This is a genomic window from Erwinia tracheiphila (assembly GCF_021365465.1).
GTDB lineage: Bacteria > Pseudomonadota > Gammaproteobacteria > Enterobacterales > Enterobacteriaceae > Erwinia > Erwinia tracheiphila.
Genome location: NZ_CP089932.1, coordinates 938,063 through 961,935, shown reverse-complemented (window position 1 = coordinate 961,935; position 23,873 = coordinate 938,063). Strand labels below are relative to the sequence as shown.

Genomic DNA, 23,873 nt, shown 5'->3' with positions numbered 1-23,873 from the left:
TTTTTATTACCCAGCTTTTATTGTCACTATCGAGGTGTCCTATTTTTACCCGCGTTGCTAATTTTTGCCGGAAAGTGTTGAGTCGCGAAGACAAGGCGCCCGCCGATGCCGGTGAAGCGCATCAGATTACCGTCATTCCTCGCGATGGCCACAACATTTCGCGGAAAGACATCAGTGAAAATGCCCTCAAGGTGCTGTACCGCCTGAATAAAGCTGGCTATGAAGCTTACCTGGTGGGTGGCGGCGTACGTGACTTACTACTGGGGAAGAAACCCAAAGATTTTGACATCACTACCAATGCCACACCGGATCAGATGCGTAAGCTTTTCCGTAACTGTCGTCTGGTAGGACGCCGTTTCCGCCTGGCACATGTGATGTTTGGCCCGGAAATTATTGAAGTGGCCACCTTTCGCGGACATCACGTAGCACAGCAGGTCAGCGACGATCGCAACAGTTCACAGCGTGGCCAAAATGGCATGTTGTTACGTGATAACATTTTTGGCTCAATCGAAGATGATGCCCAACGTCGCGATCTCACCATCAACAGCCTTTATTACAGTGTGGCCGACTTCACCGTACGTGACTATGTTGGCGGCCTCAGCGACCTGCAACAGGGTGTTATTCGTCTGATTGGCGACCCGGAAATGCGCTACCGCGAAGACCCGGTGAGAATGCTGCGGGTGATTCGTTTTGCCGCCAAACTGGAGATGTCCATTGCCCCCGGTACCGCAGAACCTATTCCGCGTCTTGCTACGCTGCTTAATGACATTCCCCCGGCGCGACTGTTTGAAGAGACCCTGAAGCTGTTGCAGGCAGGTTTTGGCTACAGGACTTACCTGCAACTGCGCGAGTACCAGCTGTTTCAGCCGCTGTTTCCGATTCTCACCCGCTATTTTACACAAACGGGTGACAGCACGATGGAGCGGATGATCGCTCAGGTACTGAAAAATACCGATAACCGCATTCAGAATCAGATGCGCGTCAATCCGGCGTTTCTGTTTTCGGCACTGTTCTGGTATCCGCAGCTGGAAGCAGCACAGAGAATCGCTCAGGAAAGCGGCCTCGCTTATTACGATGCGTTTGCGCTGGCAATGAATGACCTGCTCGATGAAGCCTGCCGTTCGCTTGCCATTCCGAAACGGATTACCTCGCTGGTGCGGGACATCTGGCAATTGCAGCTGCGACTGTCACGCCGCCAGGGCAGACGCGCCTGGAAGCTAATGGAACATCCAAAGTTTCGTGCAGTTTATGATTTACTGGCGCTGCGCGCCGAAGTGGAAAATCATCCTGAGCTGCTGCGGCTTTCTGCCTGGTGGGCAGAATTCCAGGTAGCCACACCGCCACAGCAGAAAGTTTTGCTAAACAATCTGGATGACGACCCGGCCCAAAGACGCCGTACCCGCCGTCCGCGTAAGCGCCCTGCCGCCCCACGTCGTGACAGCCATAACCCTTCATGAACCGGGTCTTTCTGGCGTTAGGTAGTAATCTTGCCAACCCACTGCATCAGGTGCAGGCCGCGCTTGATGCACTGACGACGCTACCTGAAACAAAACAGGTTCTCGTCTCTTCCTTCTGGCGCACCCCCCCTTACGGGCCGCCAGACCAGCCTGATTACCTTAACGCGGCGGTTGCACTGGACACCGGACTTTCTCCCGAAGCCCTGCTGGATCAGACGCAGCGCATCGAACATGAACAGGGCCGGGTGCGTAAAGATCACCGCTGGGGGCCGCGCACGCTGGACCTGGATATTATGCTGTTTGGCACGCTGACGCTTGACACGCCGCGTCTTACCGTACCGCATTACGATATGCGTAATCGCGCCTTTATGCTGGTGCCACTGCTGGAAATCGCACCGGAAATCACCTTCCCTGACGGCACGCGCGCCGGGGATATTCTCGCCGGGCTGGATTCCCGCGCCATTCAGCGCTGGTAGTGCAAAGCCCTCTGGCTTCCTTTAAGATACGTCATTCAAAAACTATCTTGAGAGATTGCGATGAAACCAACGACGGTATCAACACTTCGCCAGTGGAAAAAGAGCGGTCGCAAATTTGCTTCCATCACCGCATACGACTTTAGTTTTGCGCGTCTTTTTGCCGATGAGGGTATTCAGGTCATTCTGGTGGGTGACTCGCTGGGTATGGTGGTGCAGGGCCATGATTCCACGTTGCCCGTTACCCTGACGGATATCATCTACCATACTCAGGCAGTGCGTCGCGGCGCGCCACAGGCGCTACTGCTGGCGGACCTGCCCTTTATGACCTACGCCACGCCAGAACAAACATTCGACAGCGCAGCGCAGCTTATGCGGGCCGGGGCAAATATGGTTAAGCTTGAGGGTGGGCAGTGGCTGGCAGAAACAGTGAGGCAGCTTACCGAGCGCGCCGTCCCGGTTTGTGGTCATCTCGGCCTGACGCCCCAGTCCGTGAATATTTTCGGCGGCTATAAGGTCCAGGGGCGCGAAAGTGAGTCGGCAGAAACACTGCTCAACGACGCGCTGGCGCTGGAAGCAGCCGGTATGCAAATGGTGGTGCTGGAGTGTATTCCGGTGCCGCTGGCTGAACGCATCACCAAAGCATTAAGTATCCCAACGATCGGCATTGGCGCAGGCAACAAAACCGACGGGCAAATTTTGGTGATGCACGATGCGTTTGGCATTACCGGTGGCCACATTCCTAAATTCGCTAAAAATTTCCTCGGTGAAACCGGCGAACTGCGCGCGGCGGTCAGACAGTATGTCGCGGAAGTCGACGCGGGCAGCTATCCCGATGAAAAACACAGTTTCTATTAAGTCAGGAGAAACATCGTGCTGATTATTGAAACGCTACCGATGCTACGCCGTGAGATCCGTCGCTGGCGTCAGGATGGCAAACATATCGCGTTGGTGCCCACCATGGGAAACCTGCATGACGGGCATATGTCGCTGGTCGATGTGGCACGCGAGCATGCCGATATCGTCATTACCTCCATTTTTGTCAATCCCATGCAGTTTGAACGTGCGGACGATCTTACCCGCTATCCGCGAACGCTTCAGGACGACTGTGAAAAGCTGAATCGTCGTAAGGTGGATCTGGTGTTTGCTCCTTCCCCCGGCGATATTTATCCGAAAGGTATCGACGCACAAACCTTTGTAGAGGTGCCCGGTCTCTCCAGCCTGCTGGAAGGCGCCAGCCGGCCCGGCCACTTTCGCGGCGTCGCCACTATCGTCAGTAAGCTGTTTAATCTGGTGCAGCCCGACCTGGCCTGCTTTGGTGAGAAGGATTATCAGCAGCTGGCATTGATCCGCAAGATGGTCGCGGACATGGCTTACGATATTGAGATTATTGGCGTGCCCACGGTGCGGGCAAAAGATGGTCTGGCACTCAGCTCACGCAATGGCTACCTCACCGCTGATGAACGCAAAATCGCGCCGGAACTCAGCAAGGTGATGAACAGCCTCGCCAGCCAGCTGTCGAATGGAGAACGGCAAATTGAAGGTATGCTGGCAGCGGCAGAAACAACGCTGGCGTCGAAAGGCCTGCGCGCCGACGGTCTGGCGATTTGCGATGCAACGACACTGCTACCACTGACCGTGGACAGCCAGCGCGCGGTGATCCTGATGGCAGCATGGCTGGGTAAAGCACGGCTGATTGATAATCAACAGGTTGATCTGTACGCGTGATGGTTCGGTCAGCCTGTGCGTGAGCAGCGCACCCGGCTTTTTTGATTACCAGGTGAAAGGAAGAAGGTTATGAATCGTACAATGTTGCAGGGCAAGCTGCACCGGGTCAAAGTGACTCAGGCCGACCTCAACTATGAAGGCTCTTGCGCTATCGATCAGGATTTTCTTGATGCTTCCGGCGTTCTGCAATATGAAGCGATCGATATCTATAATGTGACCAACGGCCAGCGCTTTTCCACCTATGCTATTGCGGCCGAACGAGGTTCAAAAATCATTTCGGTTAACGGTGCCGCCGCGCGTTGTGCATGTGTAGGGGATATTTTAATTATCTGTTCTTACGTTACGATGACGGATGAACAGGCGCGTGCGTGGCAGCCTAAAGTCGCTTACTTTGAAGGCGATAACCAGATGAAGCGGCTGGCGAAAGCCGTGCCGGTGCAGGTTGCCTGACAGGTGAGTAAAAAGCCACCTGCATAGCAGGTGGCTTTGACACCGCCCCCTAAAAGGGGGCTTAAACACCACCTTTCCAGTCCGAGCTGTATTTGCCTTTCTTCTTCCTCTTTGGCAACCTTGTCCTGGTACCGCACATACCTTCGAATTACTTCTTCTTTTGCACCCACCGAATCCACAAAATACCCTCTTTGCCAAAAGTGGTTACACCAAAGCTTGTGCTTCCTGAGATAAGGAAACTTCTCGAACAGCCTGATGGCCGTTCGCCCTTTCACAAATCCCATCAACTCAGAAACACTCAAGCCCGGCGGCGTCCTCACCACCAGATGTATATGATCTATCTGCACATTTAGCTCAACTACTGTGCATTTTTTCATATTGCTGTAAATGTAGATGCTGCGGTAAACCTCTTTACCGAGATGACCTTTGAGGATTTTGTATCTGTACTTCGGTGTCCATACAAAATGATACTGACAGCGATAGGATACGTGGGAAGCGGATTTATATCTGCTCATGCTATTTACTCCTTGATTTGCTGGTAACAAACCGGGGCAGTATTTAGCATGGGCATTCTACGGGCAAAGCCCCACATGAACGATCACCACCTCCACAGGAGGTGGTTTAGTGTTGATAATAAAAAGGGCCGAACCGGCCCTTTTTATTTCCACCAGCCCCCTCTTCTGCGGGCCTGGTTTTTATGGATAAGATGGCTTTGGTATTAGCGGTGTCCGGCGTGCGCGTCGCTTTTTATTACGTCCTTAACCCTCTGCCACGCTCAATAAGCCACCAGACCACAACATAGATCACCGCGACAAATACCAGCAGCACACCCAGCGTTAATACCAGCGGCACATCGGTAATACCCAGAAAACCATAGCGAAAACCACTGATCATGTAGACTATCGGGTTCAGTTTCGATACCACCTGCCAGAAAGGCGGCAGAAGCGCCAGTGAGTAAAATACCCCTCCCAAATAAGTCAGCGGCGTCAGGACAAAGGTGGGGATCAGGTTGATATCATCAAAGCTACGCGCGAAGACCGCATTGAGTAAGCCTGCCAGCGAAAACAAAATTGCGGTCAGCAACAGCGTAACCGCAATCATCAACCACGAGTGAACCTGCAGCGGCACAAAAAACAGAGAAACCGCCGTGACCAGTACGCCAACACACAGTCCACGCGCCACGCCGCCGCCAATATAGCCAGCAATAATGATGTGCGTGGGCACCGGAGCCACCAGCAGTTCTTCGATGTTGCGTTGAAACTTGGCGCTGAAAAACGATGACGACACGTTGGCATAGGAATTGGTGATCACCGACATCATGATCAGGCCCGGCACGATAAATTGCATATAGGTAAAGCCGTGCATATCGCCAATACGAGAACCAATCAGATTGCCAAAAATGATGAAGTAGAGGGCCATGGTAATCACCGGGGGCAACAGCGTCTGGATCCAGATGCGGCCAAAGCGGATTACTTCTTTTTCCCAAATGCTTTTCAGCGCAACCCAGTATAGATGCGTCATGCTTTTTCTCCTTTGCGACCATTGACCAGGTCAACAAACAGTTCCTCCAGGCGGTTCGCTTTATTGCGCATACTCAACACCTGCACGCCCTGCTGACTAAGCTGACTGAACACGCTGTTCAGTCCCTGCTCGCGCAGCACTTCTACCTCCAGCGTGGAGGTATCTACCAGCCGGTGCTGGAACCCTTCCAGCTTCGGCAAGGGGCTTTTCGCCGCCAGATCGAGGATAAAGGTTTCCGATTTCAGCTTGGCCAGCAGCCCCTTCATGGTGGTGTTTTCCACCAGCTCTCCCCGCTGAATAATGCCGATATGGCGGCACAGCATTTCGGCTTCTTCCAGGTAGTGGGTGGTCAGAATAATGGTGGTACCTTGCGCGTTGAGTTCCTGTAAAAAGCTCCACATTGAACGGCGGAGTTCGATATCAACGCCCGCGGTCGGCTCATCAAGGATCAGCAGTTTGGGTTCATGCATCAGCGCACGGGCGATCATCAGACGGCGCTTCATTCCGCCAGAAAGCATGCGCGCCCGTTCGTTACGCTTGTCCCACAGGTCAAGCTGACGAAGATATTTTTCAGCCCGGATACGTGCTTCTTTTTTCTCCACGCCATAGTAGCCGGCCTGGCTCACCACAATCTGAAATACCGTTTCAAACGGGTTAAAGTTAAATTCCTGTGGCACCAGCCCCAGCTGGCGTTTGGCATTGACCACATCCTGCTGCAGGTCGTAGCCAAACACCCGCACCCTTCCGGCGGTTTTGTTTACCAGCGAACTGATAATGCCGATAGTGGTGGATTTTCCGGCGCCGTTTGGCCCAAGCAGTGCGTAGAAATCACCGGCTTCCACATTAAGATCAATTCCCTTGAGGGCCTGAACGCCACCCGCATAGGTTTTGGTCAGTTTTTCAAGTTCCAGTGCATAAGTCATAGGTTTAAGAGTGCCTTGTTCTGAATGGTTTTTTTATTTGCCGTTTTAAATCATGTTTCGTTGGCCTATATTACTGCAACGCATATAAAGTCCTGGATAAGTTGAAATGAAAGATATCGACACCCTGATTAGTAACAACCGCGAATGGTCCAAACTGCTCAAAGAAGAAGATCCAGGCTTTTTCGAGCGTCTTGCGCTGGCACAAAAACCGCGCTTTCTGTGGATTGGCTGTTCTGACAGCCGCGTTCCTGCTGAACGTCTGACCGGGCTGGAACCGGGTGAGCTTTTTGTTCACCGCAATGTAGCCAACCAGGTTATTCACACCGATTTAAACTGCTTGTCCGTAGTGCAATATGCCGTTGAGGTGCTGGAAGTTGAGCACATCATTATCTGTGGCCACTACGGCTGCGGCGGCGTACAGGCGGCGGTTGAGAACCCGGATCTGGGGCTGATCAACAACTGGCTGCTGCACATTCGCGATTTATGGTACAAGCACGGCGCATTATTAAGCGAACTGCCACCGCAGAAACGTTTCGATAAGCTGTGTGAAATCAATGTGGTAGAGCAGGTTTACAATTTGGGCCACTCCACCATCATGCAGTCAGCATGGAAGCGAGGCCAGAACGTCACCCTCCACGGTTGGGTTTACGGCATTCAGGACGGCTATCTTCGCGATTTGAACGTCGCGGCCACCAGTCGTGAAACCCTTGAACAGCGTTACCATGCAGGCATCGCCAACCTGTTGAGCGAACTGGAAAAGCCCACCTGTTAACCGGGACGCTATCATACAGCAGGCCGGAAAATCCGGCCTTAATCGATTGTGCGGTGACGAATTACGCTTCCAGCATCACCACTTTACCCACGTAGGGGAGATGACCCACGTAGGGGAGATGCCGATAACGCTGCGCATAATCAATACCGTAGCCCACTACAAATTCATCCGCGATAGTAAAACCAACATAATCAACGGACACCTCCACTTCACGGCGGTCCGGCTTATCCAGCAAAGTACATATCGCCAGTGACTTTGGTTGACGCAGGCTCAGTATCTCGCGAACCTTCCTCAGAGTATTGCCGGAATCAATGATGTCCTCAACGATTAACACATCTTTACCGCGAATATCCTCATCAAGATCTTTCAGGATCCTGACATCCCGCGTACTCGACATACCACTGCCGTAGCTGGATGCGACCATAAAGTCGACTTCATGCGTCACGTCAATTTTGCGGCAAAGATCTGCCATAAACATAAAGGAACCGCGCAGCAGGCCCACCAGCACTAAGGCACCGTCGCTGTCAGAATAGCGTTCGGTGATGTGTCGGCCCATATCTGCGATACGTCTGGCGATCTCGTCTTCAGAGATCATGACTTCAACGGAATGTTTCATAACTTATGTCGATACTGTTGAGAGCTTAAGGGAAGGCGCGAAGTTTATCACATTTCAGGATGGGTTTTTGCTCCCGTTCTGAAGCGAACATGTAGGGCATAACGCAAAAACACCGTGCTCTTTTCATCGGATATGGCAGAGATTGATTTTACAGAGTGGCATCACGAATGAGGTCATCACACACTGACGGCCTTACTCAAGGTGGCACGAAATCTCTGCGAATCAGCCATTTCGCCCCCTTTTTTGGGTGTGCCTTCGGGAATTCGCTCCTGAAAAATCACTGAACATAGCGCCCTTACAGGGCGAGCGTCACGGCTCTGCCGTTCCGAGGGTGTTCATGACCGGCTCACAGCTTTATACTCTGCGGTATGTTAATTTCTCAGGAAATCATTCACATTGCCCGTAGCAAAGCCCCCAGAAAGCGTAAACCCACGCCCTCGTCCCGACGCGCTATACCCGGATATCCTAAGCGTTTTCTGGTGTCCATTCCGCCCCGGAGCGATTATGACGACCCCGACGAGTTTTTTACGACACTCCGCAGGATGCCATTCGTCACTGTGTCCACCTGGGGCCACAGTTTTTCCTCGATACACACTTCGACCCGCCTCTCGTCTGCATCATCCGCGGCTTTGAGCCGCCTGACTCACCCGACGGCGATGTCGTCCTTGAGTCCATGCCAGCCGATGTGTTTATTATCGCCACAGAATCCGGCATGCTGCCGGTGACCTTCGCTCCCTGGGATAAACACACCGACAACTGGGCCGATGACTGTGACGACTGGCACTATAATACCGGTGCCACTGCAGAGCGATAATCCGCCGCATGTATATCCCGCGCCCGGCAAAACTGCTGTTCACCACTGATGACGCCTGGAACCGGTATATGGATAAACACGGGGACACCCTCAGCCCCTGGACCGTACTCTGCGTCGAGCGCATGCTCGCCTGCGGCACTGCTGCCATGGGGGTGAAGCGATACTGCTGCGCCTCCCCGGACTGCACCCACACCCGCTTCTTCTGCCAGACCTGTAAATCAAAAGGCTGCAGCTCCTGCGGACATAAGGCCACGGAGCAGTGGATTACAGAACAACAGCAAATTCTGCCCGACTGCGACTGGCAGCATATCACCTTCACCATGCCCCATCTGCTGTGGCCCTTTTTCAACAATAACTGGCCTCTGCTCAATGCCCTGTTCCGCGCAGCCACCCGCGCCATGCTCCGCTGGGCCAGAAAACAGGGTGTGGAAGTCGGTATCTTCTGCGCCCTGCACACCTACGGTCGCCAGCTCAACCAGCATCCCCACATTCATCTCTCCGTCACCCGCGGCGGGCTTGATATTAAACACGGCGTATGGCGCGACCTCTTCTTTAAAAAGCATGCCGTGGAGGAAATCTGGCGCGGAGCCGTCATCCGGCTGCTGCGCCACAGCTATGACCTGATTAACCCCGGCAGGCTGCCGGGGCTGGGGCATATCCACGACAAAAAACAGTGGCTGCGCTATCTGCAGGCGCAGTACGGGCGCCGCTGGAAGGTCCACTTCGCGAAGAAGACCCGGGGGGCCTGGCGGAGCGTCAAATATCTGGGCCGGTACCTGAAACGGCCCCCCGTGTCGGCGGCGAAGCTGAGGCACTACAGCGGCGGCGCGGTGGTGCACCACTATTACGACCACCGTACGCAGCAGTACCGGCAGCAGACGCTGACGCAGGAAGATATGATCGGACGTTATATCAGCCATATCCCGGCGAAGCATTTTAAGATGGTGCGTTATTACGGTTTTTTATCAAACCGTAAACGGGGTAGCCTGCTGCCGAAGGTGTATGAAGCCCTGGAGATGGAAGCGCGGAAAAAACCGGAGAAGCCCGGCTTCGCCGCGCTGATGAAAGAATTTCTGCGCACGGATCCGTACAAATGCATTCTGTGCGGCAACCGACTGCGCTTCAGCAGTGCGCAGGCCGGGAGGCACGCGTCGGAGTTGGTGGCAGAAAGACTGCATAACATCGACCGGAAACGATGGCTTCTGGCACAGACTGCGGGATAAGTGCGTCTGAAAAACAGCTTTCAGGTTAAAAACGCGCCGCAAATGCCATTTTATGACCATAACGTTCCCGATGGCACATCATTACTGCATTACAGACACTGCTGCTCATGGTCAGGAAATTTTTAAAACGATGATTCAGTTTCCTAACCATGAACGGGGAAAGAAACGTGTTCAACCTGCATGGAGAAGAAGAAGTAATTGAGATAGCGGATATGGCGAGCCTGCCGTCAACGTTCCTTCTGTCAGGGCTGGCAGCCGAAAGCTAACCAACTAACCAGCATAAAGTGAAGGTGCCAGGCTGAAAAAGGGATTCTCAGGCAGAAAGCAGCGCATGATGCCGCTGTATGGCCATTTTGTTAGCATGTCGCAGCCTGGGAAGGCGAGACGTCTGATCTTTGCCCATACCTTGCGGTTCACGGTCTGGCAAAAAAAATGGCGCACAGTTCTCTGCCGCTATTTATCCTGAGGGCTTTTATTACCGCTGTCATCACTCACTGTAAACCCCAGCATCATCCCGGTATTTTCATGTTCCTGCAGATGACAGTGCGCCATATAAGCCCGCTCTTTACTGGCAAGATGATCAAACTTCACCAGCACTTCGCTGCGTGCGCCCTCCACCCGCACCACATCTTTCCAGCCGCTGCGATGCGCGGCGGGAGGCTTACCGTTTTCGGACAGGATACGAAACTGAGTACCGTGAATATGGAACGGATGGAGCATCGCATCGCCCTCACCGGAAATCGTCCATTTTTCCACCACACCCTTTTTCACATCAAAGGCAGGTGCGCTCATATCAAAAGCAACGCCATTAATTTTATTGGCATTATGGAAATCAAAGGGAGTCGCTGCCGGTTGCCCCATTCCGGCCATAGCATCATGGCCCTCCGCCATCGGTTGCGCATCGTCAGCCTCATTATCATGGGCATCACCGCTCATACCCGCCATTGCGGCCTGGCCATATTTTTCCATCAGTGCCAGCATGCCGCGACGATCCAGCTCCGGGGCCATGCTCAGTTGCAGCAGCCGCGTGTTAACCTGCGGCGGTTCAGACACGGCGGGCATATCCACCAGCTTATCCGGCAAGGTGCCGCTGCCGAAAATGGACAAAGGCTGAATAGACAGTAGCGGTAACGCCTGGTGAAAAGGTGCCAGCGTCATTCCCATTTGTCGCACCGGTAGCGTTTGCAGATCGAAGGTTTTACCATCGTGGGTATCGACCAGCACTTCAAAACGCTCACCCGCCATTATTGACAGCTCTGTCAGTTTCACCGGTTCTGTCAGCAAGCCGCCATCACTACCAATAACGTGCAGCGGGCGGCTGTCGTTGGTGGTCAGCAGGAGCGAGCGGGCATTGCAGGCATTTAAGAGGCGCAGCCGCAGCCAGCCTCGCGGCACGGCACGCAGCGGATAGATTGCGCCATTGGTCAGCAGGGTATCGCCAAACCAGCCCGTCACCGCACTCATTTCATCCAGCTGATAATCAATTTTGCTGCCATCCGGGCTGAAGCGTTTATCCTGCAAAATAACCGGAATATCATCCACGCCCCAGGTTTGCGGCAGCAGCAGCTTTTCACTGTCAGCATCTTTCAGCAGAACCAGTCCGGCCAGCCCCTGCGCCAGCTGGTAACCGCTACGCCCATGTTGATGAGGATGAAACCAGCAGGTTGTCGCGGGTTGATCCGGTGTAAAGTCGATACGGCGGGCCTGACCCGGAGCAATGACGCTGCGGGGACCGCCCTCTGCTTCCCCGGAGATCGCCAATCCGTGCCAGTGTAGCGTTGTTGCTTCAGGAAGCGCGTTGTGCAGATTCACCGTGACCGGCCGCCCGCGCTGCAAGGCGATTGCCGGTCCCAGTACCCCACCATTATAACCCCATGTACCCACGGATTTACCCCGCCATTGCGTCATTCGCTGCTGCGCGACGAGGTTGATCACACCGCGCGGATCGGGGGTTAATAAGGCAGGCACGGGCAGACCGGGACGTGGCAGCGCCGCCATTAGCGAACTGCTCCACAATGGCAGTGCGCCTGCGGCCGCCAGGATGCTGCTCAATTTAATAAAATCACGGCGTTGCATTTGACTCTTCTTCATCCGGGCATGATGAGAAAGTGGCAGCATAACCTTTCTCCCTGCCGGGCGGTCAAGTTCTCTGGCCGCTTCTGGCCCTCATTACACTAAATTAACGGTGCGTCACCAAAATTGCCTGAAGCCCATCAATAACTGTGCTAACGTCTGGCTATTCTAGTTAATCGGGAACAATTATGAAGAAAAGCGTCAAGGCTCTGTTGTTGTTGGGTCTGTTTGGCTTCTCGTCGACAAGTCTTGCCCTGAGCGAGTCAGAAGCAGAGGATCTCGCGGATCTGACGGCCGTGTTTGTTTATCTGAAAAACGACTGCGGCTATCGCGATCTGCCGGACGATCAGATCCGCCGGGCGCTGCTGTTTCTCGCACGTCAGAATCGCTGGGATCTGAGTAATTACAACAGTTACAACATGAAATCACTTGGCGAGGACAGCTATAAGGATCTCAGCGGCATAGCCGTTCCAAACGACATGAAATGTAAATCCCTGGCACGGGACTCCCTCAATCTTCTCGCCTACGTCAAATAACCCCGATAACGTTTGGCCTTCGCTGAAAATTTGACCGTGCAACCACGGTCAGAGTTAGCTATGATACCGCCCCATTTTTCATGGCTATTTTCACCAGGAGAATCCCATCATGGCTGAAAAGGACAGATGGTATGAAACGCTTCACACTGGTTTTGGGCAGTATTTTTCTGTCGACCAGGTACTCTACCGTGAGCAAACCAGGCATCAGGATCTGATCATCTTCGAAAATGCGTCGCTGGGGCGAGTAATGGCGCTGGATGGCGTGGTGCAAACTACCGAACGCGACGAATTCATTTACCACGAGATGATGACCCACGTCCCGCTGCTGGCGCATGGCAATGTAAAACGCGTACTGATTATCGGCGGTGGCGACGGTGCTATGTTGCGTGAAGTCAGCCGTCATCACAGCATTCAACAGATCACCATGGTGGAAATCGACGCAGGCGTGGTGGCATTCTGCCAGCAGTATCTGCCCGAACACAGCGCGGGCGCTTATCAGGACTCCCGGCTGAATCTGGTTATCGATGACGGCGTGAATTTTGTCAGCCAGTGCAGCGATAAATTTGACGTCATTATCTCTGACTGCACCGATCCCATCGGTCCCGGTGAAAGCCTGTTCACCTCTGCTTTTTATCAAGGTTGCCATCGCTGCCTCAACGAAAATGGCATCTTTGTCGCCCAGAACGGCGTGTGCTTCCTGCAACAGGAAGAAGCGGTTAACAGCCATCGTAAACTGAGCCATTACTTCCGCGACGTCAGTTTTTATCAGGCGGCCATCCCGACCTATTATGGCGGTATCATGACCTTTGCCTGGGCCAGCGACAATCCGGCACTGCGCCACCTGGATAGTGCGACCCTCCAGGCACGCTTTGCTGCAACCGGCCTTCGCTGCCGTTACTACAATCCGGCGATCCACACAGGCAGCTTTGCCCTGCCGCAATATCTGTTAAATGCGCTGGCCGACTGACCGGGCATGTTAAGGGGTGAACAAAATTGCAAAAGCTAAAACTACATGGCTTCAATAACCTGACGAAAAGCCTGAGTTTTTGTATCTACGATATCTGTTACGCTCACTCCGATGCGGAGCGTGACGGCTATATTGCCTATATTGACGAGGGACTTCCCCGATCATGGTGGGAGACTCAGAACGCCATGTTCAGCTTCCCGTAGTGGAACATTACGCCCAGCTTGAACCGTTCTTTATTCCTGAAGCCCCGTGACTTGATCCTCAGCAACCGTATTTTACTGTTCAGAGACTCCGCATTGCCGTTCGATACCCGGTTTTTCATCGCATTCAGAATGCCGTAAAGCCGCTTTGCCACCATGCGGGCAATGCTGACCATGAGTGGTATGCCGGTGTCTTTAGCCATCGCCATCCATTCCTGCCACAACTTACGGCTATGGTCGTCATAGCGGCGGTGCCACAGATCGCGGGCAAGCTCTTTCATTACCCAGCACTGGTTCGTTTGCGGTAACACCAGCCGGGCAACTTCTAACCTCTCAGCGCGGCGCCCAAAGCGATTTTGTTTGCTGTAAAACCATAAGTAGCGTGAGCGGTGGGCGTCTTTCCTGTCTGACGACGGGATCTGTTTCATCTCAGCCTGACGGGTTTTATCAACGATGGCGCACAACATTTTTGCCACATGGAAGTGATCGAAGGCGATTTTATCCACGGCATTGGGGAGATGGATGCGTGCAGCACTGATATAGGCCGTGTTCATGTCCATAGACAGCGTTTTTATCTCTTCAAGCTGGTGATCTCTCAGGCTACGCAGATAACTGGCAAGACTTTCTACACCGCGATCGTCGGTCAGTTGCAAAGCGCGTCCCTGCCTGTCAGAGATAACGGTGACGTACTGGTGTCCTTTTTTGAACCCGACTTCATCCACGCAGAGATGACGGGCCGATAAGGGTTGTTTTATCCGGGCCAGGCCTCGTTTTACTGCGCGCATCATGATGCCGTCCACGGCATTCCAACTGAGTTTGAGCTGCTTTCTGACAGCATCCACGGTGCTAATTTTCAGCCATGAAAGAACAAAGGCTTCGAACAACAGGGTGTAGCGGCTGCCTGGCCCCGCCCACGGAACCGGCAGTGTCTGGCAACCGTGCTCGGGGCAGTCAATGCGGGGTACATCAGCTTCAACCAGCGTGGTGAATTGACAGGTATCGAGGTGACGCCATTTGCGACGCCGGTGGTCATGTATGGGGCAGGATTTACCGCATGTTGGACAGGTCAGTTGAGTGTGCCCGACAATGCCGACAATCACAGTCACTGAACCAGATTTTTCATCAAGAGAAAGGGATTTTACCTGCCACGGTGCGGACAGGTTAAGGATATGGGCATAGAGGGACTTTTCGTCCATGGCAGACTCCTCAGAAAATCAAGACTGCCATCATAATGCCCTTAGCCACCACAACAGGGGAAGACCCATTGACGAACAGTACAATGCGAATCGCCTGACGGAAATCCTCAGCAAGACCTGCTCAATTATCGGCGCGAATGTGTTAAATATCGCCCGCCAGGATTACGAACCACAGGGAGCCAGCGTCACCATTCTGGTGAGCGAAGAACTGATCGATCCAAAAGATATCGACACCTCTGAGCATCCCGGCCCGCTGCCCAATTCGGTGGTGGCTCAACTTGATAAAAGCCATATCTGCGTTCACACCTATCCAGAAAGTCATCCTCAAAGCGGGCTCTGTACTTTCCGTGCCGATATCGAAGTATCAACTTGCGGCGTGATTTCTCCTCTGAAAGCACTGAACTATCTGATTCACCAGCTGGAGTCAGATATTGTCACCATCGACTACCGCGTGCGCGGCTTCACCCGCGATGTGAACGGCGTGAAGCACTATATCGACCATCAAATCAATTCGATCCAGAATTTTATGTCAGAAGACATGAAGTCGATGTACGACATGGTGGATGTGAACGTGTACCAGGAAAACATCTTTCACACCAAGATGCTGCTGAAAGAGTTCGATCTCAGACACTATCTGTTCAACACCAAACCGGAAGAATTAAGCCCGCAGGAACACAAGCGGATTACCGATTTATTGTGGAAAGAGATGCGTGAGATTTACTACGGAAGCAACATTTCTTATGTGGTGCCAAAAGCACCCTGAGTGACAGCAGCAGTGTAAAAGGCTGCTCATTCAGTTCACCATGAGCCTCTTCAGCCAGCTGTTTATCGGTGATGATATCGGTAAGATTTTGCAGCGGCGTCGCGCAAAACAGCGACCAGGAACCGTACTTGCTGCTGTCGGCCAGCAGCACCCGACGACGGGCATTGATCAGCAGGTCTTCTTTCAGTCCGGCCTTTTCCTCCGTAGGGGCAGTGATCCCTTTTTTCAGACTCCACGAATTACAGCTGACAAAGGCCAGGTCAGGATAGAGGTTGCGCAGTAGCCGACGGCCGTGGTCGCCCACGCAGGACTGGCTGGAATCATCGATGCGACCGCCAATAATGGTCACTTCTATCTGCTTGAATTCAGAAAAAAACAGCGCGATATGCAGATCGGCGGTGATCACCCGGATTTGAAGGTGCGTCAACTGGCGCGCCAGTTCCATCATGGTGGTACCAGCATCCAGCACAATCGCATCGCCCGAACCGATCATGGCCGCTGCCGTACGCGCAATCGCCTGCTTTTCTGCCAGATTACGCTGCATTTTCTCAAGAGTGGTCGGCTGGACAGGAATGAAACGATTAAGCGTCACGCCGCCGTGGGAACGGCTGATTACGCCCTCGCGATCGAGCTTAATTAAATCCCGACGAATAGTGGCTGGTGACGCGGTAATCACAGCCACCAGCTGTTCGACAGTCACCAGATTATGACTTTTCAGATAGTCCATAATCTGGTCAAGGCGACGTTGTCCGTTCATGTGTCCCTATGCCCGACTGAATGGAAATCGCCATGCTCTCAGACTTCGCTTTGCCTGTCCAGGCAATATCAAATGCCGTACCGTGGTCAGCGGACGTGTGAATAAACGGCAGTCCGGCGGTGATATTCACCCCATCGTAAAAGCCCTGCAGCTTCAGTGGGATGTGTCCCTGATCGTGATACATCGCCACCACCATATCGTACTGGCCTTCATGGCATTGCAGGAACACCGTGTCCGGCGGGCACGGCTGGGACCACCAGCGCTGCCGGGGTGCCACTTGCCAGTAACGCGGCTTCAGTTTCCGCGCCGGGGTTACCACGCAAAGTGGAGTCGACCTTTTTGAAAATCCAGCCATCGCCGACCAGCTCCCCCCGGCGGGCTATAAGCTTGCAAAGTGCGTTGCGCCGCCAGCGCCGCATCGCAGGCGCGGCTGTCGGTGTTGAGAATCCAGACATCCGCATCCTGAGCACGCACGGACGCTGCCGGATTAAACAGGACGTTCACCCGTGCGCCCATCGCTGCCAGCCCACAGCCTGCATCATTTGCGCCGGTGAAATCATCGACGACGACCAGCACCGACGTTTTCCACTGCATTTGCGTCATCTCCTTTCCTGAAACCGATGGAGTCAGGCCCGTTAACGTTTACATTAATGATTATATTCGAGCAAAATCAAATTAATCGAAATCAAGTTAACCTATAAAATCAAGCAGAAACCGCATCACCATGCGGAAAAAATGAGCAAATATAATCAAATCTACCTGACAGGGCAGACAAGGGTAGAGCAAATGAACATCAACAGCACCGTAATCAGTGGCTACCGGGCACTCCAGGACATTCGCTGGCTGCTGGTAACGGATAAAAATATTGTTGGTATCCCGGCGGTGCAGACGCTGATTAATCAGCTCGAAAAGCAGGTTACTACTGTAACCCTGATCGACAACGTGCCACCTGAATCCAGTCAGCACGACGTGGCCGCAATTATCGCCGCGCTTGATATGCAGGGTGTGGATTCGGTGGTTGGCATAGGCGGCGGCAGCGTACTAGACATAGCCAAGCTGCTGTCGGTTCTTTGTATGGAAAATGCCCCCACGCTTGATGCACTGCTCAAGGGTGAAAAACCGCAGCGTCGTATCGCATCATTGTTGATCCCGGCTACCGCGGGTACCGGTTCGGAAGCTGTTTGCCTGCAGGAAAGCTGGGTAACCTCCTCTGGAGCAACACAATGATCGGCGGAAATCTCAATGTCCTGACTCTGACTACCTTACCACCCGCGCTGTACGCGCTGCTTGCCAGGTCGGAACACTGCCTTGAAGCGTTGCAGGCTCAGGATGACGGTAAATTTCAGCCTGTGGGTGAAAACTGGTTTTACACAATCGCCGTAGCCCATACCGCCCCGGCGGAAACCCGGCATACGGAATTTCATCGTCAGTATCTTGATATCCAGATCGTGCTGGAAGGTACTGAGATCATCGATTTTTCCTGGATCGATGCGCACCAGCAGCAGGCCGAAGAAAAAAAACGACCCGTTTATTATTGCCCAGGCGCGGCTCCCACACTCGGTCCACCTCAAAGTGGGCGATTTTGTGATCTTTTATCCGGGGGAAGCGCACCAGTGCGTAAAGCGATATTTAAAATTCCGCTGGCCATGCTGGCGTCACGACAATGAATCGTCATGCGCTGGTTACCGGTGCCAGCTCCGGGATTGGGGGTGCCATTGTTGCACACCTGCTTGCTGACGGCTGGACAGTGACCGGAATGAGTCGGAAGCCCGTTGTCCAGCAGCATCCTCACCTTAAATCGCTGTCGGTTGACTTGCTTGATACCGGGGCATTAAAGCCGATGTTATGCACGCTGCCACAGGTAGATGCGCTGGTTCACGCGGCAGGCATGATGAAAGCCGCACCGCTTGGGCAGCTGGATGAAAGCACCAGCCCACTGCTATGGCAGTTACATATTGGTGTGGCTGAGTTACTGGCCAATCAACTGGTTGAACAGATGCCAACGGGTGGCAGGATTATTCTGATTGGCAGCCGGACCTCGATGGGTGCAGCAGGACGCAGCCAGTACGTCAGCACTAAACCCGCTATGAAAGGCATGGTGAGAAGCTGGGCGGCATCACCGTCAATATGTCGCACCGGGCGCCACGGCCACGCCAGTGCTGACCATGCCCGGCTGGGAAAGCTCCGGGCCGAAACTGCCGTCCATCGGGCGATATATTCAGCCTGAAGATGTTACCGGGCTGGTCAGTTTTTTACTTTCCCCCGCTGCCGATGCCATCACGGGCCAGGAGATGGTCATCTGTGGTGGCGCTTCGCTGTAAGAGTAAATGCTATGCTGGATGTTTTATCTTTTTTTCTGTCCGCATTTGGGATGGATATGATCCTCGTGTCGGACCAGCAGTTATAAAAAACATTTCTGCATTAGCTTTACTGAACAAGTTATTTTCTTATAAGCGTTGATTCAAATCAAATAAGCTCACGCTCTTTTTATTTTCTCCTCGACGCTTTTAAAAAAAATCGTTTTCATGTATTTCAGGGGTCGTGACGCAGATTTATTGATAATGATGAAGAGTAAGATACCAACCGATGATCTTATCGTGCATTTCCTCTGACTTAGAAAAGCAAATTGTTCTGCGGGTCAGTCGTTTGATATGTGTGCGAAGATTAAGATTATGTCGTTCTGTCCGTTGGGTATATTTCTTGCTCACCACGTGGCCTGTTGCACTTAACAGAACTTTATAAACCGGCCAGGCATCTGTCATATAAAAGGCAAGGTTAAATTTGCTTAACAGGGCCAGCAATCGTCGCAGGGTCGGGGCATTTCTCGGGCCGAAGACGTGGGCCAGAGCACGTTTGCGAATACGGTCATAAGCATAGAACAACCACCGGGGATTGCTTTTACACCGCACGTAAGACCATTGTTCACCGGCTTCACAGCAGATAACAACCTCCGTTTCGGGGTCGATATTCTCAGCTACCTGCTTTGGCGAAATTTTTTACGTGCCGCAGAACCGTATTGAGGCTGATACCGAGAACCCGTGCGGTATCGCGACATCCGTAACCATTCATGGCCATATTAACAATGGTCTGGTGTGTGTCTGGTTTGGCACCGGAGTAACTAAAGTTGAGCTGAAAGGTCTTTGAACAATGCTTGCAGATGTAACGTTGGGCACCGGATGCTGAATGTCCGTTACATCGTACAGCATGAGTTTCATTGCACTGAGGGCAGACGACATCAACTTTAGCCATATGTTACATCCAAAGCGCAAAGCATACGTTATCAGCAAGTCTGCGTCACGACCCCCAATCCCTTGTCCCGTAAGTCTGGCAAAATGCACAGCATTATATCCGCCAGCTATTTATACCTTTTCTTTCCCCTGACACCGGGCCGGGCAACATCGTATGGCGCCTGAGAGAAAGCCATTCCTGATAAAAGCTCAGAAGAATGACAGGAGGTGAAAATGCGTTTTTCATTCATAAAAATGATGTTTTTGAGAGGCGTCACACTTCACCACCAAGTGAAAAAATTAAAATCATTTAAAAACATAAATATAAAAAACAACTCCAATTTTATCATGACTATATATTGGATCTGATTATAGTTAGTTATGATTTTAACTTAACAAAAACAGCACAGGAATCAACCCATGTCTAACGCAAAGCGCGCCGGCAATACAGAATTCTGCTATTTCATACCCAAATATGTCCGGGCAACATCGTGCGCCTGAACAGGCTTTCCTGAAAACAATCAAATCCTGTCTGCTTCCGGTGCTGGGGCTGTGTGCATTTTCCAGTCAGACGCTGGCCACGGTGTACGTGTGTACCAACGACAGTTGTACCACCTGGACTGCGATCACCCCGACACAGCTGGCGAAAAAATCAACGGATGGCGAAAATACCACCATCCAGCAAATGCTGAGTCAGTCAACCGAGCAAAGTATCGTCAATGGCTTCAGCGATCCGGGAATCGGCAATACCAATTTGTATATTAAGAGCAGCCTGCGATACGTAGGAGGCGTTGAGCCGTTTGCGGGTAAACAGCATGTGACCGCATATATTTATAAATCTACCGATCTGCATACGCGTCTGAAAACCTGCCACGCATTCTCTTTTATAAAAGCCGGTGCAACAAGATACTTTGCTACCTGCCAGTAAAGCCACCTTACCCCGATCTTCAAACGGGGCTGTTGGCTCTTGTTGTACGATTTTCGACAAGTCAGCGCTTTTTACAAACGCCGGTTTTTTTAAGCTTTTAAGGGTATTTATAAAGCGCTCAACGTGATACCCGGCTGGCGCGGCGTTTTCCAGACCGCGTTTACGGCAGTTAACCAGTTCGGCGCAGTGCGGCAGGGCCAAATTTCTAAGCCGCCAGTACGACAGTGAACAGGACTAAGTCCGGCGCGGCCTTTGTTTCTAAGCTGCCTGTACGGCAGTGAACCGTAGCGTTCAGAGCTTAACCTGTCGATTTAAAAATATAATTTTGAGCTGAATCGCCAAAACGCGCTCCTTTTATATCAGAGATAAAATACATTTTATATCAATCAGTTAAAAACCGATTCAGAAAAACGGGTCCCCCTCTCCCTTTACAGGACACCCTAAAGGTCCTTCAGAAAGTAAATAACCCCATCTGAAATTACGCAGGCACGCGGCATTGACCGGAAAAAAAGCAAAAAAATCCGGGAACGCCTGCTTCCCGGATTTTCAAGGCAGGGGCACGCTGTAGCGCCCTGCTCAGAGCCTGTTCTCTGGCCTGGGTTATACCGTCGTCTGGAAAATTACACCGTCGGCTTTATCGGTGTACTGAGAAAGCTGGTCGAAGTTCAGATAACGGTAAGTATCCACCGCCGTCTTGTCTACCTGGTCCATAAACTGCTGATATTCATCCGGCGTAGGCAGCTTGCCCAGTAAGGATGCGACTGCCGCCAGTTCGGCCGAAGCCAGATAAACATTGGCACCGTTGCCCAGGCGGTTCGGGAAGTTTCGGGTTGAGGTGGACACCACAGTCGCGCCATCTTTCACCCGCGCCTGGTTGCCCATACAGAGCGAACAGCCAGGAATCTCAATACGCGCGCCGCTCTTACCAAAGACGCTGTAATACCCCTCTTCCGTCAGCTGCGCCGCGTCCATTTTGGTTGGCGGAGCCACCCACAGGCGGGTTGGCAGCTGGCCTTTATGGCTGTCCAGCAGCTTACCCGCGGCGCGGAAGTGACCAATGTTGGTCATGCAGGAACCGATAAAGACCTCATCGATCTTCTCGCCCTGAACATCCGACAACAGACGGGCATCGTCTGGATCGTTCGGCGCACACAGAATAGGTTCTTTGATTTCCACCAGATCGATATCGATCACCGCAGCATATTCCGCATCCGCATCCCCTTCCAGCAGCTGCGGATCGGCCAGCCATTTCTCCATTCCCTGAATACGGCGCTCCAGCGTACGGCGGTCGCCGTAACCTTCTGAGATCATCCACTTCAGCAGCACGATGTTGGAATTCAGGTATTCGATAATCGGATCTTTGCCCAACTTGATGGTGCATCCGGCTGCAGAACGTTCAGCAGAGGCATCGGACAACTCAAACGCCTGCTCAACTTTCAGGTCCGGTAGCCCCTCAATTTCGAGAATGCGCCCAGAGAAGATGTTTTTCTTGCCTTTCTTCTCAACGGTCAGCAAGCCCTGTTTGATGGCATACAGCGGTATGGCGTGAACCAAATCACGCAGGGTGATACCCGGCTGCATTTTCCCTTTGAAGCGCACCAGCACCGATTCCGGCATATCCAGCGGCATCACGCCCGTCGCCGCCGCAAAAGCCACCAGCCCGGAGCCTGCCGGGAACGAGATGCCAATCGGGAAACGAGTATGTGAATCCCCGCCCGTGCCAACGGTATCCGGCAGCAGCATGCGGTTCAACCAGCTATGGATTATGCCGTCGCCCGGACGCAGAGAGACACCGCCGCGGTTCATAATAAAGTCTGGCAGCGTGTGGTGAGTGGAAACGTCAACCGGCTTGGGATACGCGGCGGTATGACAGAATGACTGCATCACCAGTTCGGCAGAGAAACCGAGACAGGCCAGGTCTTTCAGCTCATCACGGGTCATCGGGCCAGTGGTATCCTGAGAACCAACCGAGGTCATTTTCGGTTCGCAATAGGTGCCGGGGCGAATACCCTCGGTACCGCAGGCACGTCCCACCATTTTCTGCGCCAGCGAGTAGCCGCGGGTGCTTGCCGCCACGTCTTTCGCCTGGCGGAACACATCACTGTGTGGCAGGCCGAGAGACTCACGCGCTTTGCTGGTCAGTCCACGTCCGATAATTAGCGGAATACGGCCTCCGGCACGCACCTCATCCAGCAGGACGTCGGTTTTCAGCTCAAAGGTGGACAGCACGTCTCCGGTTTCATGATTTTTCACTTCGCCAGTGTAAGGGAAGATGTCGATCACATCGCCCATGTTGAGCTGGTCAACATCCAGCTCAATCGGCAGTGCGCCCGCATCTTCCATCGTATTGAAGAAGATCGGCGCTATTTTACCGCCGAGCACCACGCCGCCGCCTTTTTTGTTCGGCACGTAGGGAATGTCGTCTCCCATAAACCACAGCACAGAGTTGGTGGCGGATTTACGGGATGAACCTGTACCGACCACATCACCGACGTAGGCCAGCGGAAAGCCTTTCTGCTGCAAGGCTTCGATCTGCTTGATCGGGCCAATGTTACCTGCATCATCCGGTTCAATACCATCACGGGCGTTTTTCAGCATAGCCAGCGCGTGCAGAGGAATATCAGGGCGGGACCAGGCGTCAGGAGCAGGAGAGAGATCGTCGGTATTGGTTTCACCGGTGACTTTAAAAACGGTAACGGTAATTTTTTCTGCCAGTTTGGGGCGGGACAGGAACCATTCAGCATCAGCCCAGGATTGCAGAACCTGCTGCGCATGGGGGTTGTCCGCTTTGGCTTTTTCTTCCACATCGTAGAAGCTGTCAAACATCAGCAGCGTGTTGCACAAAGCTTTCGCAGCACCGGGGGCCAGTTTTTCATCATCCAGCGCGTCGATCAGCGGGTGAATATTATAACCGCCCTGCATGGTGCCCAGAAGCTCTACGGCTTTTTCCGGGGTGACCAGTGGGGAGCTGGCTTCGCCTTTTGCAACAGCCGCCAAGAAACCTGCTTTCACGTAAGCGGCCTCATCAACACCCGGTGGAACGCGATTAATTAGCAGATCGGACAGGAATTCTTCTTCACCCGCTGGCGGGTTCTTCAGCAGTTCAACCAGCGCGGCCATTTGGGAAGCATCTAACGGTTTAGGAACGATCCCTTCGGCTGCACGCTCGGCAACGTGCTTACGGTATTCTTCTAGCACGACGTTCTCCTCGCTCACATTGTAATGGCTACCGGACGCCCTCAGGCTTAG

The 23,873-nt window shown here is 53.0% G+C and carries 21 protein-coding genes and 6 pseudogenes; 16 read left to right on the top strand and 11 right to left on the bottom strand.

The features are described from left to right. The first annotated feature begins 41 nt into the window (after positions 1–41). From pcnB to panD, 5 genes are all read left to right on the top strand, one after another. The gene (gene pcnB, locus LU633_RS04900) at positions 42–1,457 is read left to right on the top strand and encodes a polynucleotide adenylyltransferase PcnB (protein ID WP_232426844.1); all 1,416 of its coding nucleotides are present in this window, start codon (positions 42–44) and stop codon (positions 1,455–1,457) included. Then, a complete protein-coding gene (gene folK / locus LU633_RS04895) occupies positions 1,454–1,933 on the top strand; it encodes a 2-amino-4-hydroxy-6-hydroxymethyldihydropteridine diphosphokinase (protein WP_016190364.1) in 480 nt (159 codons plus the stop codon). Before pcnB ends, folK begins: the two co-directional genes overlap by 4 nt. A gap of 60 nt (positions 1,934–1,993) precedes the next feature. Beyond that, positions 1,994–2,788, top strand: coding sequence for a 3-methyl-2-oxobutanoate hydroxymethyltransferase (gene panB / locus LU633_RS04890; RefSeq protein WP_016190365.1), 795 nt, complete (start codon positions 1,994–1,996; stop codon positions 2,786–2,788). Positions 2,789–2,803: 15 nt separating this feature from the next. Next, positions 2,804–3,658, top strand: a complete 855-nt coding sequence (gene panC / locus LU633_RS04885) for a pantoate--beta-alanine ligase (RefSeq protein ID WP_016190366.1) — start codon at positions 2,804–2,806, stop codon at positions 3,656–3,658. 69 nt (positions 3,659–3,727) lie between these two features. Then, the gene (panD, locus tag LU633_RS04880; RefSeq protein ID WP_016190367.1) at positions 3,728–4,108 is read left to right on the top strand and encodes an aspartate 1-decarboxylase; all 381 of its coding nucleotides are present in this window, start codon (positions 3,728–3,730) and stop codon (positions 4,106–4,108) included. A gap of 74 nt (positions 4,109–4,182) precedes the next feature. On the opposite strand, the pseudogene tnpA reads toward panD, so the two are convergent. The 3 genes and pseudogenes from tnpA to LU633_RS04865 all read right to left on the bottom strand — a co-directional run. After that, a pseudogene (gene tnpA / locus LU633_RS04875) lies at positions 4,183–4,623 on the bottom strand (IS200/IS605 family transposase); the annotation flags it as partial. A 235-nt stretch (positions 4,624–4,858) separates the two neighbouring features. Further along, the gene (locus LU633_RS04870; protein WP_016190369.1) at positions 4,859–5,629 is read right to left on the bottom strand and encodes an ABC transporter permease; all 771 of its coding nucleotides are present in this window, start codon (positions 5,627–5,629) and stop codon (positions 4,859–4,861) included. Continuing rightward, on the bottom strand, positions 5,626–6,552 hold the full coding sequence (locus LU633_RS04865) for an ABC transporter ATP-binding protein (protein WP_016190370.1): 927 nt from the start codon (positions 6,550–6,552) through the stop codon (positions 5,626–5,628). The genes LU633_RS04870 and LU633_RS04865 overlap by 4 nt, the downstream gene beginning before the upstream one ends. Before the next feature lie 106 nt (positions 6,553–6,658). Between LU633_RS04865 and can the strand changes: the two genes are divergently transcribed. Then, on the top strand, positions 6,659–7,324 hold the full coding sequence (gene can / locus LU633_RS04860) for a carbonate dehydratase (RefSeq protein ID WP_016190371.1): 666 nt from the start codon (positions 6,659–6,661) through the stop codon (positions 7,322–7,324). Between the two features lie 61 nt (positions 7,325–7,385). On the opposite strand, the gene hpt is transcribed toward can, so the two are convergent. Then, on the bottom strand, positions 7,386–7,940 hold the full coding sequence (gene hpt / locus LU633_RS04855) for a hypoxanthine phosphoribosyltransferase (protein ID WP_016190372.1): 555 nt from the start codon (positions 7,938–7,940) through the stop codon (positions 7,386–7,388). Positions 7,941–8,613: 673 nt separating this feature from the next. On the opposite strand from hpt, the gene LU633_RS04850 reads away from it, so the two are divergent. Together LU633_RS04850 and LU633_RS04845 are read left to right on the top strand one after the other, a co-directional pair. After that, positions 8,614–8,754, top strand: coding sequence for a hypothetical protein (locus LU633_RS04850; protein ID WP_161796965.1), 141 nt, complete (start codon positions 8,614–8,616; stop codon positions 8,752–8,754). Between the two features lie 8 nt (positions 8,755–8,762). Continuing rightward, a complete protein-coding gene (locus LU633_RS04845) occupies positions 8,763–9,977 on the top strand; it encodes an IS91 family transposase (protein ID WP_046371879.1) in 1,215 nt (404 codons plus the stop codon). Positions 9,978–10,430: 453 nt separating this feature from the next. Here the strand turns inward: LU633_RS04845 and cueO are convergent, their stop codons facing one another. Next, positions 10,431–12,053: a multicopper oxidase CueO gene (gene cueO / locus LU633_RS04840; protein ID WP_016190373.1), complete on the bottom strand. Its 1,623-nt coding sequence runs from the start codon at positions 12,051–12,053 to the stop codon at positions 10,431–10,433. A 185-nt stretch (positions 12,054–12,238) separates the two neighbouring features. Between cueO and LU633_RS04835 the strand changes: the two genes are divergently transcribed. The 3 genes and pseudogenes from LU633_RS04835 to LU633_RS04825 all read left to right on the top strand — a co-directional run. Continuing rightward, positions 12,239–12,586, top strand: coding sequence for a YacC family pilotin-like protein (locus LU633_RS04835; RefSeq protein WP_016190374.1), 348 nt, complete (start codon positions 12,239–12,241; stop codon positions 12,584–12,586). 109 nt (positions 12,587–12,695) lie between these two features. After that, entirely contained in the window at positions 12,696–13,553 is an 858-nt protein-coding gene (gene speE, locus LU633_RS04830; protein ID WP_016190375.1) for a polyamine aminopropyltransferase, read from the top strand. Positions 13,554–13,579: 26 nt separating this feature from the next. Continuing rightward, positions 13,580–13,702, top strand: a pseudogene (locus LU633_RS04825) (adenosylmethionine decarboxylase); the annotation flags it as partial. A 26-nt stretch (positions 13,703–13,728) separates the two neighbouring features. Here LU633_RS04825 and LU633_RS04820 read toward each other — a convergent pair. Further along, on the bottom strand, positions 13,729–14,949 hold the full coding sequence (locus tag LU633_RS04820) for an ISL3 family transposase (RefSeq protein WP_046371806.1): 1,221 nt from the start codon (positions 14,947–14,949) through the stop codon (positions 13,729–13,731). On the opposite strand from LU633_RS04820, the gene speD reads away from it, so the two are divergent. Then, the gene (gene speD / locus LU633_RS04815) at positions 14,948–15,712 is read left to right on the top strand and encodes an adenosylmethionine decarboxylase (RefSeq protein ID WP_325175734.1); all 765 of its coding nucleotides are present in this window, start codon (positions 14,948–14,950) and stop codon (positions 15,710–15,712) included. The genes LU633_RS04820 and speD overlap by 2 nt on opposite strands. On the opposite strand, the gene LU633_RS04810 is transcribed toward speD, so the two are convergent. The 3 genes and pseudogenes from LU633_RS04810 to LU633_RS04800 form a co-directional block, all read right to left on the bottom strand. After that, on the bottom strand, positions 15,633–16,469 hold the full coding sequence (locus LU633_RS04810) for a DeoR/GlpR family DNA-binding transcription regulator (protein WP_082103823.1): 837 nt from the start codon (positions 16,467–16,469) through the stop codon (positions 15,633–15,635). The genes speD and LU633_RS04810 overlap by 80 nt on opposite strands. After that, a pseudogene (locus LU633_RS04805) lies at positions 16,447–16,716 on the bottom strand (4-hydroxythreonine-4-phosphate dehydrogenase PdxA); the annotation flags it as partial. The gene LU633_RS04810 and the pseudogene LU633_RS04805, both read right to left, overlap by 23 nt. Next, a pseudogene (locus LU633_RS04800) lies at positions 16,709–17,072 on the bottom strand (four-carbon acid sugar kinase family protein); the annotation flags it as partial. The pseudogenes LU633_RS04805 and LU633_RS04800, both read right to left, overlap by 8 nt. Positions 17,073–17,255: 183 nt before the next feature. Between LU633_RS04800 and LU633_RS04795 the strand changes: the two are divergent. The 3 genes and pseudogenes from LU633_RS04795 to LU633_RS04785 form a co-directional block, all read left to right on the top strand. Further along, positions 17,256–17,648: pseudogene (locus LU633_RS04795) on the top strand (iron-containing alcohol dehydrogenase); the annotation flags it as partial. A 44-nt stretch (positions 17,649–17,692) separates the two neighbouring features. Next, the gene (locus LU633_RS04790; protein ID WP_082103822.1) at positions 17,693–18,136 is read left to right on the top strand and encodes a YhcH/YjgK/YiaL family protein; all 444 of its coding nucleotides are present in this window, start codon (positions 17,693–17,695) and stop codon (positions 18,134–18,136) included. Further along, positions 18,133–18,790 (top strand): annotated as a pseudogene (locus tag LU633_RS04785) (SDR family NAD(P)-dependent oxidoreductase). The gene LU633_RS04790 and the pseudogene LU633_RS04785 overlap by 4 nt, the downstream one beginning before the upstream one ends. A gap of 231 nt (positions 18,791–19,021) precedes the next feature. On the opposite strand, the gene LU633_RS04780 reads toward LU633_RS04785, so the two are convergent. After that, a protein-coding gene (locus LU633_RS04780; protein ID WP_233481995.1) for an IS1 family transposase occupies positions 19,022–19,718 on the bottom strand; the annotation gives its coding sequence in 2 pieces (ribosomal slippage) (positions 19,022–19,466 and positions 19,465–19,718; 699 coding nt in all). 453 nt (positions 19,719–20,171) lie between these two features. On the opposite strand from LU633_RS04780, the gene LU633_RS04775 reads away from it, so the two are divergent. Continuing rightward, complete coding sequence (locus tag LU633_RS04775) at positions 20,172–20,624, top strand: hypothetical protein (RefSeq protein WP_016190382.1); 453 nt, start codon at positions 20,172–20,174, stop codon at positions 20,622–20,624. 600 nt (positions 20,625–21,224) lie between these two features. Here the strand turns inward: LU633_RS04775 and acnB are convergent. Beyond that, positions 21,225–23,822 carry a bifunctional aconitate hydratase 2/2-methylisocitrate dehydratase gene (acnB, locus tag LU633_RS04770; RefSeq protein WP_016190383.1) on the bottom strand — a complete coding sequence of 866 codons (2,598 nt, stop codon included), beginning with the start codon at positions 23,820–23,822 and terminating at the stop codon, positions 21,225–21,227. Positions 23,823–23,873: the final 51 nt, after the last annotated feature.

Bases quoted from the DNA above. Each gene is read 5' to 3' on its own strand.
- folK (WP_016190364.1), top strand. From the start codon at position 1,454: ATGAACCGGGTCTTTCTGGCGTTAGGTAGTAATCTTGCCAACCCACTG.
- panB (WP_016190365.1), top strand. From the start codon at position 1,994: ATGAAACCAACGACGGTATCAACACTTCGCCAGTGGAAAAAGAGCGGT.
- panD (WP_016190367.1), top strand. From the start codon at position 3,728: ATGAATCGTACAATGTTGCAGGGCAAGCTGCACCGGGTCAAAGTGACT.
- LU633_RS04870 (WP_016190369.1), bottom strand. From the start codon at position 5,629: ATGACGCATCTATACTGGGTTGCGCTGAAAAGCATTTGGGAAAAAGAA.
- LU633_RS04865 (WP_016190370.1), bottom strand. From the start codon at position 6,552: ATGACTTATGCACTGGAACTTGAAAAACTGACCAAAACCTATGCGGGT.
- can (WP_016190371.1), top strand. From the start codon at position 6,659: ATGAAAGATATCGACACCCTGATTAGTAACAACCGCGAATGGTCCAAA.
- hpt (WP_016190372.1), bottom strand. From the start codon at position 7,940: ATGAAACATTCCGTTGAAGTCATGATCTCTGAAGACGAGATCGCCAGA.
- LU633_RS04850 (WP_161796965.1), top strand. From the start codon at position 8,614: ATGCCAGCCGATGTGTTTATTATCGCCACAGAATCCGGCATGCTGCCG.
- LU633_RS04845 (WP_046371879.1), top strand. From the start codon at position 8,763: ATGTATATCCCGCGCCCGGCAAAACTGCTGTTCACCACTGATGACGCC.
- cueO (WP_016190373.1), bottom strand. From the start codon at position 12,053: ATGCAACGCCGTGATTTTATTAAATTGAGCAGCATCCTGGCGGCCGCA.
- LU633_RS04835 (WP_016190374.1), top strand. From the start codon at position 12,239: ATGAAGAAAAGCGTCAAGGCTCTGTTGTTGTTGGGTCTGTTTGGCTTC.
- speE (WP_016190375.1), top strand. From the start codon at position 12,696: ATGGCTGAAAAGGACAGATGGTATGAAACGCTTCACACTGGTTTTGGG.
- speD (WP_325175734.1), top strand. From the start codon at position 14,948: ATGGCAGACTCCTCAGAAAATCAAGACTGCCATCATAATGCCCTTAGC.
- LU633_RS04820 (WP_046371806.1), bottom strand. From the start codon at position 14,949: ATGGACGAAAAGTCCCTCTATGCCCATATCCTTAACCTGTCCGCACCG.
- LU633_RS04810 (WP_082103823.1), bottom strand. From the start codon at position 16,469: ATGAACGGACAACGTCGCCTTGACCAGATTATGGACTATCTGAAAAGT.
- LU633_RS04790 (WP_082103822.1), top strand. From the start codon at position 17,693: ATGATCGGCGGAAATCTCAATGTCCTGACTCTGACTACCTTACCACCC.
- LU633_RS04775 (WP_016190382.1), top strand. From the start codon at position 20,172: ATGTCCGGGCAACATCGTGCGCCTGAACAGGCTTTCCTGAAAACAATC.